The following is a 15,526-nucleotide window of genomic DNA, read 5'->3' as shown; positions in this document are numbered from 1 at the left end:
GGGCCGCATGGCGGAACTTTCGCTCAACAACGTGGTCAAGCGTTATGGCGCGCTGGAAGTGATCCATGGCGCAAATCTGGAGGTAAAGGACGGGGAGTTCGTCGTTTTCGTCGGCCCCTCCGGCTGCGGCAAATCCACGCTTCTCAGAATGATCGCCGGGCTGGAGGATATTTCCGGTGGCGATATCGTGATCGGCGGCAGGACGGTGAGTGATGCCGACCCGGCAGATCGCGGCATCGCCATGGTGTTCCAGTCCTATGCGCTTTATCCGCATATGACAGTGGCCGAAAACCTGTCCTTCGGCCTTAGAATGAACGGTAACCCCAAGGCCGATACGCAAAAGCGGGTCAACCGCGCCGCCGAAATCCTGCAGATCAATGAGCTGATGGAACGCCGCCCGAAACAGCTTTCCGGCGGCCAGCGGCAGCGCGTCGCCATCGGCCGCGCCATCGTGCGCGAACCGCAGGTCTTCCTGTTCGACGAGCCTTTGTCCAATCTTGATGCGGAATTGCGGGTGCAGATGCGCGTGGAAATCTCGCGGCTGCACAAGCAGCTGGGCACCACGATGATCTATGTCACCCATGACCAGACAGAGGCGATGACGCTGGCCGACAAGATCGTCGTCCTGCGCGCGGGCAATATCGAACAGGTCGGCGCGCCGCTCGATCTCTATGACGATCCCGCCAACCGTTTCGTTGCCGGTTTCGTCGGTTCGCCGAAGATGAATTTTCTCGAAGCGACCATCATCGGCACCGGCGCTGAAAGCATAACACTCTCCCTCGACAGCGACCCAGCTGTGCGACTGACCTTGCCGATAAAGGAACGCATCAACGAGGGGGCCAAGGTTTCGCTTGGCATCCGGCCGGAGCATTTTGCCGATGCGGGCGGGGGCGATGCCGATCTCACCGTGCATGTCGATGTCGCCGAACATCTCGGCAATACCAGCTATGTCTATGCCCGAACCGAAGGCGGCGAGCAGCTCATCATCGAGCGGCCGGAATCGCGCGATGTCGGCAATCGCGACCGGCTGACGGTCGGCCTTTCCGCCCGCAGGGCTTTCCTTTTCGACAGCAAGGGCGATCGCCTGCGCTGAACCTTTTCCCAAGCACTGACATAAGACGAGGATTTCATGACGACCGAACAACCAATCCGCTGGGGCATCATCGGCCCGGGTACCATCGCCAGGACGTTTGCAGATGGCATCGCCCATTCCCGCACCGGCAGGTTAGAGGCCATAGCCACCCGCAATCCGGACAAGCCCGGCCTTGCCGACGCCTTCGCCGGTGCGCGCATCGTGAAGGGTTACGATGCGCTGCTTGCCGATCCCGATATTGACGCCGTCTACATCGCCACGCCGCATACCGGCCATGCCGAATGGGCGATCAAGGCCATCCGCGCCGGCAAAAATGTACTGGTGGAAAAACCCATCGCTCTGTCCGCCTATGATGCCGATGCCATTTTCCACGAGGCGAAAAAGGCCAGCGTTTTTGCCGGCGAGGCCTATATGTATCGCCTGCACCCGCAGACGGTGAAATTGTTGGAACTGGTGAAAGCCCGCGCGGTGGGCGATATCCGCATCATCCGCTCCAGCTTCGGTTTCAACATGGGTTCGTTCCGGGCCGATCACCGGCTGTTTGCCAATGAAACGGCGGGCGGCGGCATTCTTGATGTCGGCGGTTATCCGGTTTCGATGGTGCGGATGATCGCAGGTGCCGTGGATGGCAAACCCTTTGCCGAGCCGGAAAAGGTCGCGGGCGTCGCCCATCTCGGCCAGTCGGGCGTCGATGAATGGGCCTCGGCCGTGCTGAAATTCGCAAACGGCATCGTCGCCGAAGTCTCGTGCTCGATCATGGCGGCGCAGGACAATGTGCTGCGCATCATCGGCTCGGAAGGGCGCATCGAGGTCAAGGATTTCTGGTATGCCGCCGGCCACAAGGGCGGCACCGGCCGGATCGATATCATCAGGGGCGACAAGGTCGAAACCATCGAATTGCCGGAAGACCGCTGGCTTTATTCCTTCGAGGTGGATGCGGCAGGCGAGGCAATTCGCCAGGGCAGGCACGAATTCGCGGCACCCGGCATGGCCTGGGCCGACAGCCTCGGCAATCTGCGTGTCATGGACCAGTGGCGGGCTTCCGTCGGGCTGGAATACAGCATCGAAAAGGCGACATCGTGCATCGGAAATATCGCCGGTGGCAAGGTCGTTGCCGGAAACTCCGTTCCGAAGCGGCAGATACCGGGGCTTGCCAAGCCCGCTTCCGTGGTCGCGCTCGGTTTTGAATTTTTCCCCAATTTCGCCTCCGCATCCCTGACGCTTGATGCCTTTTACGAGGCTGGCGGCAATCTCTTCGATACGGCCTATGTCTACGGCGCTGGCAGGACCGAGGCGATTTTCGGCGACTGGCACACCAGCCGCAATGTGCCGCGTGAGGAGATCGTGCTGATCGGCAAGGGTGCGCATTCGCCGCTCTGCTATCCCGACGTCATCGCCAGACAGCTGGACCAGTCGCTGGAGCGTCTGAAGACGGATTATGTGGATGCCTATTTCATGCATCGCGATAACCCCGACGTGCCGGTTGGCGAATTCGTAGACGCCATGGATGCCGAAGTCCGGCGCGGGCGCATTCGCGGTATTTTCGGCGGCTCCAACTGGACGCGCGAGCGCATGGACGAAGCTGCGGCTTACGCGCAGAAGAACGGCAAGCAGGCGCCCGGCGCGCTTTCCAACAATTTCTCGCTTGCCGAAATGCTCGATCCCATCTGGGCAGGCTGCGTTGCGGCATCAGACGACGCGTGGAAAGCGTGGCTGCAATCGCGCCAGATCCCCAATTTCGCCTGGTCCAGCCAGGGGCGCGGTTTCTTCACCGACCGGGCAGGGCGCGACAAGCATGACGATGAGGAAATCGTCCGCGTCTGGTATTCCGACCGTAACTTCGTCCGCCGCGACCGGGCAATCGAGCTTGCGCAAAAACTCGGCCGCCACCCAATCCATATCGCGCTCGCTTATGTCATCGCCCAGCCTTTCCCGGTCATTCCGTTGATCGGGCCGCGCACGATTGCGGAGCTGGAAGACAGTCTTTCGGCGTTGGATATTGCGCTGACGCCCGAGCAGGTGAAGTGGCTGGAGGCGTGAAAGGTAATGAGGCGGCGGGTTTTCCGCCGCTCATTCGGATAGGGCAAGGCGTTGCGGCATATTTCTTCTCCCCGAGGGGGAGAAGGTGGCCCGAAGGGTCGGATGAGGGGGCCAGCTCTCCGAATAACTCTGCCCTTGCCCCCTCATCCCGCTGCCGCGGACTTCTCCCCGGCGGGGAGAAGAAACAAGGGGCATCCGCTCGCTCCCACTGACGATTCTCAGCGTGGAGACATCATCTTCCACCTTCTTTCCTCTCTCGGTGACTGCTAAGGCATAGGTTCACAAACCTGCCGCCAAACAATCACCGGGGTTCCTATGAGCGATATTGATCGAAGCCGTGCGCAGCAGCTGATGCGGGAGGCGGAGATTGATGCGCTGGTGGTGTTCCAGCCCGAAGCCTTCCGTTATGCGCTCGGTGCTCCTGCCGGCGTGGCGACGATGTGGGGCAAGGCGGGTTCCGCGATTGCGCTGGTGCCGGCCGATGCCGGGGCAGGGCTCGCTGCCGTCGTCAGTGATCATGCCGCCACGCTCGTCAGGAAGGCCGTGCCGGATGTCGATCTGCGCTGCCATCGCATCTGGATCGATATGGTCGATCTTTCGGGTGTGGAAACCATCGCGCAGATGAACGACGCCTATCGCCGCAACAATTCCGGCGGGCCGCGGCCGGAGACATTCGATCGCACCGCCTGTTTCGGTCTGCTCTCCGATCTTTTGCGGGAGCGCGGGCTGGCTTCGGCGCGCATTGGTGCCGATCTTGAATTCATGCCCGCCGCCGATTTTTCAGCGCTGCGGCAGGCGCTGCCCGAGGTGAACTGGGTGGACGGTTCAACGGTGCTGAAACGCCTGAGGGCGGTGAAATCCGAACGCGAGATCAAACTTCTCAGGCAGGCGGCAGCCGCCGCCGAGGCAGGGTTGGTCGAGATGGCGGCCGCCGTCCGACCGGGAGCAGCCCTTGGTCAGCTCTCCGCCGCCTGGAAATCCGGCGCGCAGGCATATGCCGCGACATCCGGTTTTTCGCTGAGCGGGCATTGGGACTATATTTCCGTCGGTCCGGCCCTGTCGGATATGACCGCAGCGGTCACACCGGGCGCGCTGATCAAGGCCGATGTCGGCACGCTGGTCGACGGTTATTCCTCTGACGGTGCGCGGACTTTTTCGTGGGGGCCGGTCTCGGCTCTTGCTGCCGATATTTTCAGGGCGCTGGAGGTTGCCTTCGCCTGCGGGCTGGAAGCGATCCGCCCCGGCAACAGCTTTGGCGCGGTGCACGCGGCCATGCTGGCCTCGATGCGCAGGCAAGGTTTCGGCGAATATTATCGCGGTCATTTCGGCCATTCCGTCGGCGGCGGTGTGGGTATCGAGGAATGGCCGTTCTTTTCCCATGACAATCCGGAAATCATCCTTCCCGGCATGGTGGTCGCACTCGAAGCGCCGTTTTATGGCGAAGGGCTGGGCGCGCTGATGATCGAGGATCAGTTCCTCGTCACATCGTCAGGTGCTGAGTGCATGAACAGCCTGCCACGCACTCTCAGGGATCTATCACGGCAGTGACGGCCTGCCGCCGTTCCTGCCTTTAGAGAAAGTCGTCGCGACGCGGGGTGAAGCAGTCGATCAGCTCACCCTCTTCCAGACACAGGCAGCCATGTTCGATATGGCCGGGAACGACGAGGCTGTCGCCTTTCTGCAGGTCATAGGCCTCACCATCGCGGTAAAAGCGGAAGCTGCCGCTGGCGACATAGGTGGACTGCACATGCGGATGGCTGTGCAGCTTGCCTTCTGCGCCGGTCTTGAACCGGAAGGACACGACCATCAGCTCCGGTGCTTCGGAAAGCACGGTGCGTTCCACGCCGTCATCGGGTGAAACGATGGGGAATTTGGGAAGCTGCTGCATGTCGTTCTCCTCTGTCTTGCAATATTGATTTTCAGCGCGGCGCACGCAGCATGGCGCGATAACGCGTCTGGCTGCTTTTCAGGTGGTTGCGCATGGCGCTGCGCGCCGCATCCTCGTTGCCATCCTGTATGGCGATCAGGATCGCTTCATGCTCGCCGACGAGACGGCTGAGATCGGCGGGTGAAAGCACGGTTTCTGCGCCATTATCAGCCACGGCGCGGCGCGGAATGACGGTTGGGCCAAGCACCTGCAGAAACTCGCTGAAGCGGGGATTGTTGGTCGCTTCGGCCACGGCGAGATGAAAGGCGAAATCGGCCTCGGCCGTCGGAATGCCCCTGGCGGCGCTGGCGCGGAAGGCGTCGAAGGCCTCGATGATCTTTTCTTCCTGCGCCGGTGAGCGGCGAATGGCGGCAAGGCCGGCGGCATCGCCTTCCACGGCGGTGCGCAATTCCAGCATCTCGATCAGCGAGGAGACGCGGGCGAGATCGACATTGTGGAACGGCCGCCGCTCGGTGGGGGCTGGCTCCAGCACGAAGACGCCGGCGCCCTGACGCGGCTCCACCAGACCGTCGGAGCGCAGCGAGGCAATCGCCTCGCGCACCACGGTGCGGCTCACGCCGAATTCCTGCGTCAGCTGCGCTTCCGATGGCAGGCGGTCGCCCGTCTTGTAACGGCCCTTGGCGATCTGGCTGCGGAGTTCCTCCGAAACCTTCACCACAAGCGTTCTGCCCTGTGGAGCTGCCGGTTCGGAGGTTGTCGCTTTTGTCATCTGTGTCGCCGTTCTAAAAAGGGTGCGGGGTTGCGTCCGGATGTCCTCGATACGTTATTCGCGGCCCGGCTTGCAATCCCGCTGATCACTCAGCTTTGCTTGAAAATCGGGTTGTCGACAAACGTGCCGCCCTGGAACCGCACCAACGCATCCTTCGGGTCCGGCATCGGTGTGGTCTCGGCTATATGCTGTCGGAAGGCCTCGGCATTGTCCTTCGGTTTCCAGCCCAGGAAGCCGAGATGCGAATTGTCCCACCAGCCGGCTTCATTGGCCGACGCTCCCCAGACGACCGGGCAGCCGAGCACGGGCGCCCGAAACACCGCCTCGATCAACGACACGAAATCATCATATGAAAACCAGGTGGACAACATGCGGTAATTATTGGGCACCGGCGTGCAGGAGCCGATGCGCACCAGCGCCGTCTCCTGTCCGAATTTATCGAAATACATGCGGGCGAGGTTCTCGCCGAAACATTTGGAGACGCCGTAAAGCCCGTCCGGACGCACTGGAACATCGGGGCCGAGCCGCTCGGTCTGGGGATAATAACCGATCGTATGGTTGGAGCTGGCAAAGACGATCCGCGGCTGGCCATGGGCGCGGGCGGCCTCGTAGAGATTATAAAGCCCGATGATATTGCCCTGAAGGATCTGCTCGAAGGGCTTCTCCACCGAGATGCCGCCCAGATGAACGATGCCGTCGCAACCGGCAACCATGGCATTCACGGCATCCGCATCGGCAAGGTCGCATTGCACGCATTCCTCGTTCGGACCGGCCGCATCGAGCGGGGAGAGATCGGCAAGACGCAATATCTGCGCCATCGGTGCGAGACGTTCACGCATGACGCGGCCAAGCTGGCCCGCCGCACCGGTAACAAGAAGCCGTTTCATTGCCATTCTTCCAAGCCTTTTCTGCGTCTCTGCTGTGGCCGAGAGTGCCGTCACCTCTTGACCTTGTCATACAGATCGTACAAAAAGCCGATAACATATATTATGTGCCATACGCAACAATCATGAAGGATGAGTTTGATGTTGACCGTCGAAACAAGGCAGGCCGTGAACCCGGAATATGCAAAAACGCTGGATACCGAAGGGCTCCGCCGGCATTTCCTCGCCAACGACATGTTCCGTTCCGGTGAAATCAGGCTGATTTATACCCATTACGACCGGTTCGTGATGGGCGGCGCGGTGCCAAATGGCGCGCCGCTGACGCTGGACAAGGTGGAAGAAACCAAGACGCCGTCCTTCCTTGACCGGCGCGAGATGGGCATCGTCAATATCGGTGAGAGCGGCACCGTCAACGCGGGCGGGCAGACCTACACCCTCAATCGCGGCGATGTGCTTTACCTCGGTGCGGGCAGCGGTGCAGTCACCTTTGATGGGGCAGGACGGTTCTACATCACCTCCTGCCCGGCGCATCGCAGCCTGCCAGCCAAGCTCGTCACGCTCGCCAACAGCAAGGAAGTCAAGCTCGGCGCGACGGAAACCTCCAACAAGCGCACCATCAACCAGTTCATCCATCCGCTGGTCATGGAAAGCTGCCAGCTGGTGCTGGGTTATACGATGCTGGAGGACGGCTCGGTCTGGAATACGATTCCCTCGCATATTCATGATCGCCGCATGGAGGCCTATCTCTATTTCGGCATGGATGAAAAGTCGCGCGTGCTGCATCTGATGGGTGAGCCGCAGGAGACCCGCCATCTGTTCATTTCCAACGAAGAAGGCGCCATTTCGCCGCCCTGGTCCATCCATTCCGGCGCCGGCATCGGCTCTTACACCTTCATCTGGGCGATGGCTGGCGACAATGTCGATTACACCGACATGGACTTCATCCAGCCGGGGGATCTGAAATGAGAAACCCCTTTTCGCTTGAAGGGCGCAAGGCGCTTGTGACGGGCGCAAATACCGGTCTTGGCCAGGCGATTGCGGTGGGTCTTGCCGCCGCTGGCGCAGAGGTGGTCTGCGCCGCCCGCCGTGCGCCGGATGAAACGCTTGATATCATCGCAAAAGAAGGCGGCAAGGCGAGCGCACTGCTCATCGATTTCGCCGATCCGCTGGCGGCGAAGGACAATTTTGCTGACGCCGGTTTCGATATTCTCGTCAACAATGCCGGCATCATCCGCCGCGCCGATTCCGTCGAGTTTTCCGAACTCGACTGGGATGAGGTGATGGACGTCAATCTCAAGGCGCTGTTTTTCACCACGCAGGCTTTCGCGAAAGAGCTGCTGGCGAAAGGCCGCTCCGGCAAGGTGGTCAATATCGCCTCGCTTCTGTCGTTCCAGGGTGGCATCCGCGTGCCGTCCTACACGGCGGCGAAACATGGCGTTGCTGGTCTCACCAAACTTCTGGCCAATGAGTGGGCCGCCAGGGGCATCAATGTGAATGCCATTGCCCCCGGTTATATCGAAACCAACAATACCGAGGCGCTGCGTGCAGATGCCGCCCGCAACAAGGCCATCCTCGAGCGTATTCCGGCAGGTCGCTGGGGGCACTCGCAGGATATTGCCGGCGCGGCGGTATTTCTGGCGTCGCCGGCGGCGGATTACGTGCACGGCGCCATTCTCAATGTCGATGGCGGCTGGCTGGCGCGCTGATCTGTGACAGATTTTCGAAATTCATCATACAAGATGTATGATGAATTGTTGACAAAGATGCGGCAAGCGGCTTAGGTGGCTTTCAGTCAGTGAACTTGCAGAGGAATTTCGATGATGAACCCTGAACAAATCAAGACGGCGCTCGGCTCCGGTCTGTTGTCCTTCCCGGTCACCCATTTCGATGCCGAGGGTCGTTTTGCGGCCGATAGCTACAGGGCGCATGTCGAATGGCTCGCCGGTTATAAAGCCCCGGTGCTGTTTGCCGCCGGCGGCACGGGCGAGTTCTTCTCGCTGAAGCCGGATGAAATCCCCACCATCGTTTCCGCCGCCAAGGAAGTGGCCGGCGAAACCGCCATCGTGTCCGGCTGCGGTTACGGCACCGAGATTGCCGTCGACATTGCCCGCTCGGTCGAAAAGGTCGGTGCTGATGGTATCCTGCTTCTGCCGCATTATCTAATCGATGCGCCGCAGGAAGGCCTTTACGCCCATATCAAGAAGGTGTGTCAGTCGGTCGGCATCGGCGTCATGGTTTATAACCGCGACAATTCCGTGCTGCAGGCCGATACGCTGGCGCGTCTTTGTGACGAGTGCCCGAACCTTGTCGGCTTCAAGGATGGCACCGGCGATATTGGCCTCGTGCGCCAGATCACCGCCAAGATGGGCGACCGCCTGATGTATCTCGGCGGCATGCCGACGGCGGAACTGTTTGCCGAAGCCTATCTCGGCGCCGGCTTCACCACCTATTCCTCGGCCGTCTTCAACTTCGTACCCGGCCTTGCCAATGACTTCTATGCGGCGCTGCGTGCCGGCGAGCGCGCCACCTGCGAACGCATCCTGACGGATTTCTTCTATCCGTTCATGGCGATCCGCAACCGCGCCAAGGGTTATGCCGTCTCCGCCGTCAAGGCCGGTGTGCGCCTGCAGGGCTTCAACGCCGGGCCGGTGCGTGCGCCGCTGAAAGACCTGACCAATGAGGAAATCGGCATGCTCGAAGCCCTGATCGGCACGCACAAGCGTAAAGCCTGATCACGGCATGACGGGAGGGGAGCCATGAAAATCACTGCGGTGCGCACGCATCTGCTCGAACACCGGCTGGACACGCCGTTTGAAAGCGCTTCCATGCGCTTTGATCGCCGCGCCCATATTCTGGTGGAGATCGAATGCGATGACGGAACGGTCGGCTGGGGCGAATGCCTCGGCCCGGCAAGACCGAACGCCGCCGTGGTTCAGGCTTACGCGGGCTGGCTTATCGGCCAGGACCCGCGCCAGACGGAAAAGCTCTGGGCCGTGCTTTATAATGCCCTGCGCGATCAGGGCCAGCGCGGCCTCAGCCTCACGGCGCTTTCCGGCATCGATATCGCGCTCTGGGATATCAAGGGCAAGCATTACGGCGCTTCCATCTCCATGCTGCTTGGCGGGCGCTGGCGCGACAGCGTGCGCGCCTATGCTACCGGCAGCTTCAAGCGCGATGGTGTCGACCGCGTTTCCGACAATGCCTCGGAGATGGCGGCGCGCCGGGCAGAGGGCTTTCACGCCTGCAAGATCAAGATCGGTTTCGGCATCGAAGAAGACCTCAGGGTCATCGCCGCCGTGCGTGAGGCCATCGGACCGGATATGCGGCTGATGATCGACGCCAATCACGGTTATACCGTCACCGAAGCCATCACGCTCGGCAACCGTGCCGCCGACTATGGCATCGACTGGTTCGAAGAGCCTGTTGTTCCCGAACAGCTGGATGCCTATGCCCGCGTGCGGGCCGGCCAGCCGATCCCGGTTGCGGGCGGCGAGACCTGGCATGGGCGTTACGGCATGTGGCAGGCGCTTTCCGCCGGTGCCGTGGATATTCTCCAGCCTGATCTCTGCGGCTGCGGTGGTTTTTCCGAAACGCAGAAGATCGCTACGCTCGCCACGTTACATGGCGTGCGCATCGTGCCGCATGTCTGGGGCACGGGCGTGCAGATCGCCGCCGCGTTGCAATTCATGGCGGCGATGACGCCCGATCCCGTTCGCGTCAATCCCATCGAGCCGATCATGGAATTCGACCGCACCCATAATCCGTTCCGTCAGGCCGTGCTGCTTGAGCCTCTCGAGGCGGTGAACGGCATTGTCGCCATTCCCAATGGCCCCGGTCTCGGCATTGAGATCAACCGCGACGCATTGACTGAATTCAGGATGCCAGACCCTTGAGCGAACTTGTCAGAAAACTGAGCGGCACAGCGCCGAACCCTGCTTTCCCAAAAGGGGCCGTCGATACGCAGATGCACATGTATCTGCCGGGTTATCCCGCCTTGCCGGGCGGGCCGGGCCTACCGCCGGGCGATCTGCCGGGACCGGAGGATTATCGCAGCCTCATGCAATGGCTCGGCATAGACCGGGTCATTATCACGCAGGGCAACGCCCATCAGCGCGATAATGGCAACACGCTCGCCTGCGTTGCCGAAATGGGCGAGGCGGCCCGTGCCGTTGTCATCATCGATGCGACCACGACCGAAAAGGACATGGAAAAGCTCACCGCCGCCGGTACGGTGGGTGCGCGCATCATGGATTTGCCGGGCGGCGCGGTGAACCTTTCCGAGCTGGAGGCGGTCGACGAGCGGGCGCATGCGGCCGACTGGATGGTGGCGGTGCAGTTCGACGGTAATGGTCTTCTCGACCATCTGCCGCGCCTTCAGAAAATCCGCTCGCGCTGGGTGTTCGATCATCACGGCAAGTTCTTCAAGGGCATCAAGACGGATGGGCCGGAAATGGCGGCGCTTCTGAAGCTCATCGACCGTGGCAATCTTTGGTTCAAATTCGCGGGCGTTTATGAAAGCTCCCGCGAAAGCTGGCCCTATGCGGATGTCGCCGCCTTTTCGCGGGTGATTGCCGCCCATGCGCCTGAGCGCATCGTCTGGGGCACCAACTGGCCGCATAACTCGGTGCGCGAGACGGCGGCCTATCCCGACGATGCCCGCCTTTCGGAACTGGTGCTCGGCTGGCTGCCGGATGAGGCGGCGCGTCATCGGGCGCTGCTCGAAAACCCCGAGGCCTTGTTCAAGCTCACGCCATTTGCGACGACATAGTTCAAGCCGCGATGGCAGGTGGTATCCAAGCTCCGTTTCGATGAGGCCCCGTTATGTCGGGGCCTTTTCCATTTCAGTGGTAAGCAGCCTTTGCTGTTCATGCTCGTCAAACGCCATCAGATTGCCGTGCCGGCTGCGGCGTATCCGGTTCATATGGTCGCGCGGACTCAAACCCAGTGTGCGTTTGAACATGCGCGAGAAATAATAGGGGTCGCCATAACCCACTTCGGCGGCCGCTGCCGAGACCGAAAGCCCCGCCTCGAGAAAATGCATGGCGCGTTCCATGCGCTTGAACTCCTGATATTTGCGCGGCGTCCGACCGACCCTCTTTTGAAACTCCCGGAGAAAATAATCGCGATTATAGGGCGCCGCATCGGTCGCCCGGCCGGCAATGTCGGGGTCCAGCGGATTGGCCGAAATCATGGTGATCGCCTTCATCACCGCAAGGTCGAGCGCTTCCGCCCCCTCCAGCTGGAAGCTCGGGCGATCCACCCATCCAAGGAATGCATCGTCGATGAAAGCGATCAGAAGCACCATGAAGAGATGGTGCTGGCCGAGTGTTACGGAGGAGGGCGGGGCACTCTGCCGGTAGTGGCGCACCAGCGGTTCCAAAAGCGGCCAGCGGCTTAGCCGCAGTTTGGGCTTCAGGTCCATCTGCGCGATAAGGTTGTGGCGGCCGTAAATATCCAGCGTGAAATGTTGCGCTACGCCGCGATAGGTCACGGCCTGCTCGTTCCAGCCGACGAAGCGCTGCCCTCTCAAAATCAGCATTGCATCACCGGGTTCCAGCACCCGTGCTTCGCCGTCGACGAGATAATGCCCGCGTCCTTCAAGGCAGATGATGAGATCGTCCACCGGATTGGACTTGTCGATTTGCCAGGTGCGCGAATGCTCCATCTTGATCGTTGCGCGTGTCAGGTTGAGGTTGAGCGCCGCAGGTGGAACGGACGACAGAATGCCACCTTCGATTTCGTCCATCTTTTTCCTCGTCTTTGTTAATTCACCTTGGCGCGGAAATTTGGTTTTGTCATCGCATAAATCGCTTTTACGCGCCGTATCAATGAGGGAGGAGATCGGTCGCGACGAGACAATGCGCTTTCATGCGCCCGTCGCCGGCCGTTCCGGGAGAATCACTTGTACGAAATTGAATTCTGTCACTCGCGTTCCGCCGGGACGCGGGGAGGAGCATCATGAAATCTCAGCGCTTTCTGGGGCTGGGATATCTGACGCCTTATATCGTCGGGCTGCTGGTCTTTACCGCAATCCCTTTCCTTGGCTCCCTGTATCTCAGCTTTACCCGTTACGACCTGATGAGTGATCCCACATGGGCCGGGCTTGCCAATTACGAACGGCTGTTCACCCGCGACCGTACCTTCATGAAGTCGCTGAACGTCACCCTGTTCTACGTGTTCCTGACGGTGCCGCTGAAGCTTGCCTTTGCCCTCTTCATTGCGGCGATCCTCAATTACAAGCTGCAATTCATCAACTTCTTCCGCACTGCCTTTTATGTGCCATCCATCCTCGGCGGCTCGATCGCGATTGCGGTGCTGTGGCGTTATATCTTTGCGAGCGAAGGGCTTGCCAACATGGCGCTGGCGGCAATCGGCCTGTCGCCAGTCGACTGGTTCGGCGATCCGGGCAATGCGCTTTTCACCATCACGCTGCTGCGCTGCTGGCAGTTCGGTTCTGCCATGGTGATTTTCCTCGCCGCGCTGCAATCCATCGACAAGTCGCTTTATGAAGCGGCCGCCATCGATGGCGCGGGCAAGGTGAAGACCTTCTTCTTCATCACGCTTCCCCTGCTGACACCGGTAATCTTCTTCAATCTCATCATGCAGATGGTCCAGGCGTTTCAGGAGTTTAACGGTCCTTACATCATCACCCAGGGCGGGCCGCTGAAGTCCACTTACCTCTTGCCTCTCTACATCTATGACGAGGCCTTCAAGAAGTTCAACATGGGCTATGCCTCCGCCATTGCCTGGGTGCTCTTCACCATCATCACCGTGCTGACCCTCGTGGCCTTCTGGTCGTCGAAGAAGTGGGTCTATTACGCCGGCGACAAGCGGAACTGATGCCATGACCGATATCGCAACCCTCAACGACATGCAGGCGGCCCGCCGGGCAAGGCTCAGGCTGCTTTCCACCTCGGTCCGCTACGTGCTTCTCTTCGCGGTCGGCCTTGTCATGCTTTATCCGCTGATCTGGCTGGTGGGCGCGAGCTTCAAGACCAATTCGGAAATCTTCTCGGGTGCCGGTTTCATCCCCGAAAAACCGACGCTGGACGGCTATATTCGTGGCTGGCAAACCTCGACGCCCTATACGTTCGGCCGGTTCTTCTGGAATTCCTTCCTGATCATCCTGCCGAAGGTCATCGGCACGGCGATTTCCTGCACCATGGCGGCCTATGCCTTTGCCCGCTTCGATTTTCCGCTGAAGAAAATCCTGTTCGGTTCGGTCATCGCCATTCTGCTCTTGCCGAATGTCGTCACCCGCATTCCGCAATATATCCTGTTCCGCGATCTCGGCTGGCTGGATAGTTTCCTGCCACTTTGGGTTCCCTCGGCTTTCGCCGGTGATGCCTTCTTCGTCTTTATGCTGGTGCAGTTCCTGCGCTCGCTGCCGTCGGACATGGAAGAGGCCGCCCGCGTGGATGGTGCCAACAGCCTGCAGACACTCATCTACATCGTCGTGCCGATGCTGGCGCCGGCGCTGATCTCGGTCTGCCTGTTTCAGTTCATGTGGACGATGAACGATTTCCTCGGGCCGTTGATCTACCTGTCCTCGGTCGACAAATATCCGGTGAGCCTGGCGCTCAAACTCTCCATCGACACCACCGAAGCCTTTGAATGGAACCGCATCCTGGCGATGTCGGTGCTGACGATCGCGCCTGCGCTGATCGTGTTCTTCGCGGCGCAACGGTATTTCATTGAAGGGATCTCGTCTGGCGGGGTCAAGGGCTGAAAATGGCAAGCGTTCAACTTAGAAATCTCGAAAAAGTCTATGGCGGCAGCTTCAAGGCCGTGCATGGCATCAATCTCGATGTCGAGGATGGTGAGTTCATGGTGTTCGTCGGTCCTTCCGGCTGCGCCAAATCCACGACGCTGCGCATGGTGGCGGGGCTGGAGGAAATCACCGGCGGTGAAATCCTGATCGGCGACCAGCGTGTCAACGACCTGCCGCCCGGCAAGCGCTCGATTGCCATGGTGTTTCAGAATTACGCGCTTTATCCACATATGAAGGTGCGCGGCAATCTGGCCTTCGGCCTCAAGATCGCCGGTGTCGCCAAGCCCGAGATCGAAAAGGCAATCGACAATGTCGCGCGCATTCTGGAAATCGAACCGCTGCTCGACCGCCTGCCGAAACAGCTTTCCGGCGGGCAGGCGCAGCGTGTGGCGTTGGGCCGTGCGCTCATCAAGAAGCCGGGCGTGTTCCTGTTCGATGAGCCGCTGTCCAATCTCGACGCCAAGCTGCGTGCCTCCATGCGGGTGCGCATCACCGATCTGCATCGTCAGCTGAAGGCGGAAGGCCTGTCCTCGACGGTCATTTATGTCACCCATGACCAGACGGAAGCCATGACCATGGGCGACCGTATCTGCGTCATGCAGGCGGGTCGTATCATGCAGGTTGCCACACCGAAGGAGCTGTATAACCGCCCTGCCAATCTGTTCGTGGCCGGTTTTATCGGCATGCCGGAAATGAATCTCGTGGATGTGGCCATCGACGGCGCGGAATTCGTCATCGGCGGACAACGTCTGCCGATCGGGACGCATCTGGAACAGCGGTTATCGGCGAGACCCGCAGATGCCGTCATCGGCATCCGCCCGCAGCATCTTTCGCTGGCGGCGGAAGCCGATGGGGTGGCGCTGGAGGCGAAACTCACCAATGCGGAATTCATGGGGCACGAGGTCTATCTGCACGCCGATCTCGGTGGCCAGAAGCTGGTGAGTGTTGTGGGTGCGACGGAATTCGAAGCGCTCGGGCGTGACGGTATCCTGCGGCTGAAGCCGGACCCGGAGAAGCTGCATATTTTCGACAAGGCCGATGGCCGCAACGTCTCGCTGTGAGGAGGGGACGGGTATGTCTG

At 60.5% G+C, this 15,526-nt stretch carries 15 protein-coding genes; 11 read left to right on the top strand and 4 right to left on the bottom strand.

The features are described 5' to 3' along the window. Positions 1–7: 7 nt before the first annotated feature. The 3 genes from O8B93_RS10405 (at position 8) to O8B93_RS10395 (ending at position 4,681) form a co-directional block, all read left to right on the top strand. The gene (locus tag O8B93_RS10405; protein WP_269709737.1) at positions 8–1,093 is read left to right on the top strand and encodes an ABC transporter ATP-binding protein; all 1,086 of its coding nucleotides are present in this window, start codon (positions 8–10) and stop codon (positions 1,091–1,093) included. A 36-nt stretch (positions 1,094–1,129) separates the two neighbouring features. After that, the gene (locus O8B93_RS10400; protein ID WP_269709736.1) at positions 1,130–3,133 is read left to right on the top strand and encodes an aldo/keto reductase; all 2,004 of its coding nucleotides are present in this window, start codon (positions 1,130–1,132) and stop codon (positions 3,131–3,133) included. A gap of 315 nt (positions 3,134–3,448) precedes the next feature. Continuing rightward, positions 3,449–4,681, top strand: a complete 1,233-nt coding sequence (locus tag O8B93_RS10395) for a M24 family metallopeptidase (RefSeq protein ID WP_269709734.1) — start codon at positions 3,449–3,451, stop codon at positions 4,679–4,681. 22 nt (positions 4,682–4,703) lie between these two features. Here the strand turns inward: O8B93_RS10395 and O8B93_RS10390 are convergent, their stop codons facing one another. From O8B93_RS10390 to O8B93_RS10380, 3 genes are all read right to left on the bottom strand, one after another. Next, complete coding sequence (locus O8B93_RS10390) at positions 4,704–5,021, bottom strand: cupin domain-containing protein (protein WP_269709732.1); 318 nt, start codon at positions 5,019–5,021, stop codon at positions 4,704–4,706. Between the two features lie 31 nt (positions 5,022–5,052). Next, complete coding sequence (locus tag O8B93_RS10385) at positions 5,053–5,790, bottom strand: FadR/GntR family transcriptional regulator (protein ID WP_110760040.1); 738 nt, start codon at positions 5,788–5,790, stop codon at positions 5,053–5,055. Between the two features lie 89 nt (positions 5,791–5,879). Then, positions 5,880–6,677 carry an NAD-dependent epimerase/dehydratase family protein gene (locus tag O8B93_RS10380; RefSeq protein WP_269709731.1) on the bottom strand — a complete coding sequence of 266 codons (798 nt, stop codon included), beginning with the start codon at positions 6,675–6,677 and terminating at the stop codon, positions 5,880–5,882. Positions 6,678–6,815: 138 nt separating this feature from the next. On the opposite strand from O8B93_RS10380, the gene kduI reads away from it, so the two are divergent. The 5 genes from kduI (at position 6,816) to O8B93_RS10355 (ending at position 11,442) form a co-directional block, all read left to right on the top strand. Further along, positions 6,816–7,640, top strand: a complete 825-nt coding sequence (gene kduI / locus O8B93_RS10375) for a 5-dehydro-4-deoxy-D-glucuronate isomerase (protein WP_269709730.1) — start codon at positions 6,816–6,818, stop codon at positions 7,638–7,640. Beyond that, positions 7,637–8,380: a 2-dehydro-3-deoxy-D-gluconate 5-dehydrogenase KduD gene (gene kduD / locus O8B93_RS10370; RefSeq protein WP_269709729.1), complete on the top strand. Its 744-nt coding sequence runs from the start codon at positions 7,637–7,639 to the stop codon at positions 8,378–8,380. Before kduI ends, kduD begins: the two co-directional genes overlap by 4 nt. 114 nt (positions 8,381–8,494) lie before the next feature. Next, the gene (gene kdgD / locus O8B93_RS10365) at positions 8,495–9,406 is read left to right on the top strand and encodes a 5-dehydro-4-deoxyglucarate dehydratase (RefSeq protein ID WP_269709728.1); all 912 of its coding nucleotides are present in this window, start codon (positions 8,495–8,497) and stop codon (positions 9,404–9,406) included. 24 nt (positions 9,407–9,430) lie between these two features. Continuing rightward, positions 9,431–10,567 (top strand): D-galactarolactone cycloisomerase, encoded by a 1,137-nt coding sequence (locus O8B93_RS10360; RefSeq protein WP_269709727.1) that lies wholly within the window; start codon positions 9,431–9,433, stop codon positions 10,565–10,567. Further along, the gene (locus tag O8B93_RS10355; RefSeq protein WP_269709726.1) at positions 10,564–11,442 is read left to right on the top strand and encodes a D-galactarolactone isomerase; all 879 of its coding nucleotides are present in this window, start codon (positions 10,564–10,566) and stop codon (positions 11,440–11,442) included. The genes O8B93_RS10360 and O8B93_RS10355 overlap by 4 nt, the downstream gene beginning before the upstream one ends. A 51-nt stretch (positions 11,443–11,493) precedes the next feature. Here the strand turns inward: O8B93_RS10355 and O8B93_RS10350 are convergent, their stop codons facing one another. Continuing rightward, positions 11,494–12,420 (bottom strand): helix-turn-helix domain-containing protein, encoded by a 927-nt coding sequence (locus O8B93_RS10350; RefSeq protein WP_269709725.1) that lies wholly within the window; start codon positions 12,418–12,420, stop codon positions 11,494–11,496. A 212-nt stretch (positions 12,421–12,632) separates the two neighbouring features. Between O8B93_RS10350 and O8B93_RS10345 the strand changes: the two genes are divergently transcribed. From O8B93_RS10345 to O8B93_RS10335, 3 genes are read left to right on the top strand one after another with little or no spacing between them, the layout of a single operon-like run. Beyond that, positions 12,633–13,514 carry a carbohydrate ABC transporter permease gene (locus O8B93_RS10345; protein ID WP_006311867.1) on the top strand — a complete coding sequence of 294 codons (882 nt, stop codon included), beginning with the start codon at positions 12,633–12,635 and terminating at the stop codon, positions 13,512–13,514. A gap of 4 nt (positions 13,515–13,518) precedes the next feature. Further along, positions 13,519–14,403 (top strand): carbohydrate ABC transporter permease, encoded by an 885-nt coding sequence (locus O8B93_RS10340; protein WP_269709724.1) that lies wholly within the window; start codon positions 13,519–13,521, stop codon positions 14,401–14,403. A gap of 2 nt (positions 14,404–14,405) precedes the next feature. Beyond that, positions 14,406–15,506 (top strand): ABC transporter ATP-binding protein, encoded by a 1,101-nt coding sequence (locus tag O8B93_RS10335; RefSeq protein ID WP_269709723.1) that lies wholly within the window; start codon positions 14,406–14,408, stop codon positions 15,504–15,506. Positions 15,507–15,526 lie beyond the last annotated feature (20 nt).

Source organism: Martinezella rhizogenes (assembly GCF_027460065.1).
GTDB classification, from domain to species: Bacteria; Pseudomonadota; Alphaproteobacteria; order Rhizobiales; family Rhizobiaceae; genus Agrobacterium; species Agrobacterium rhizogenes_C.
The sequence above is the reverse complement of the archived record's forward strand: the minus strand, read 5'-3'. Positions and strand labels throughout refer to the sequence as shown.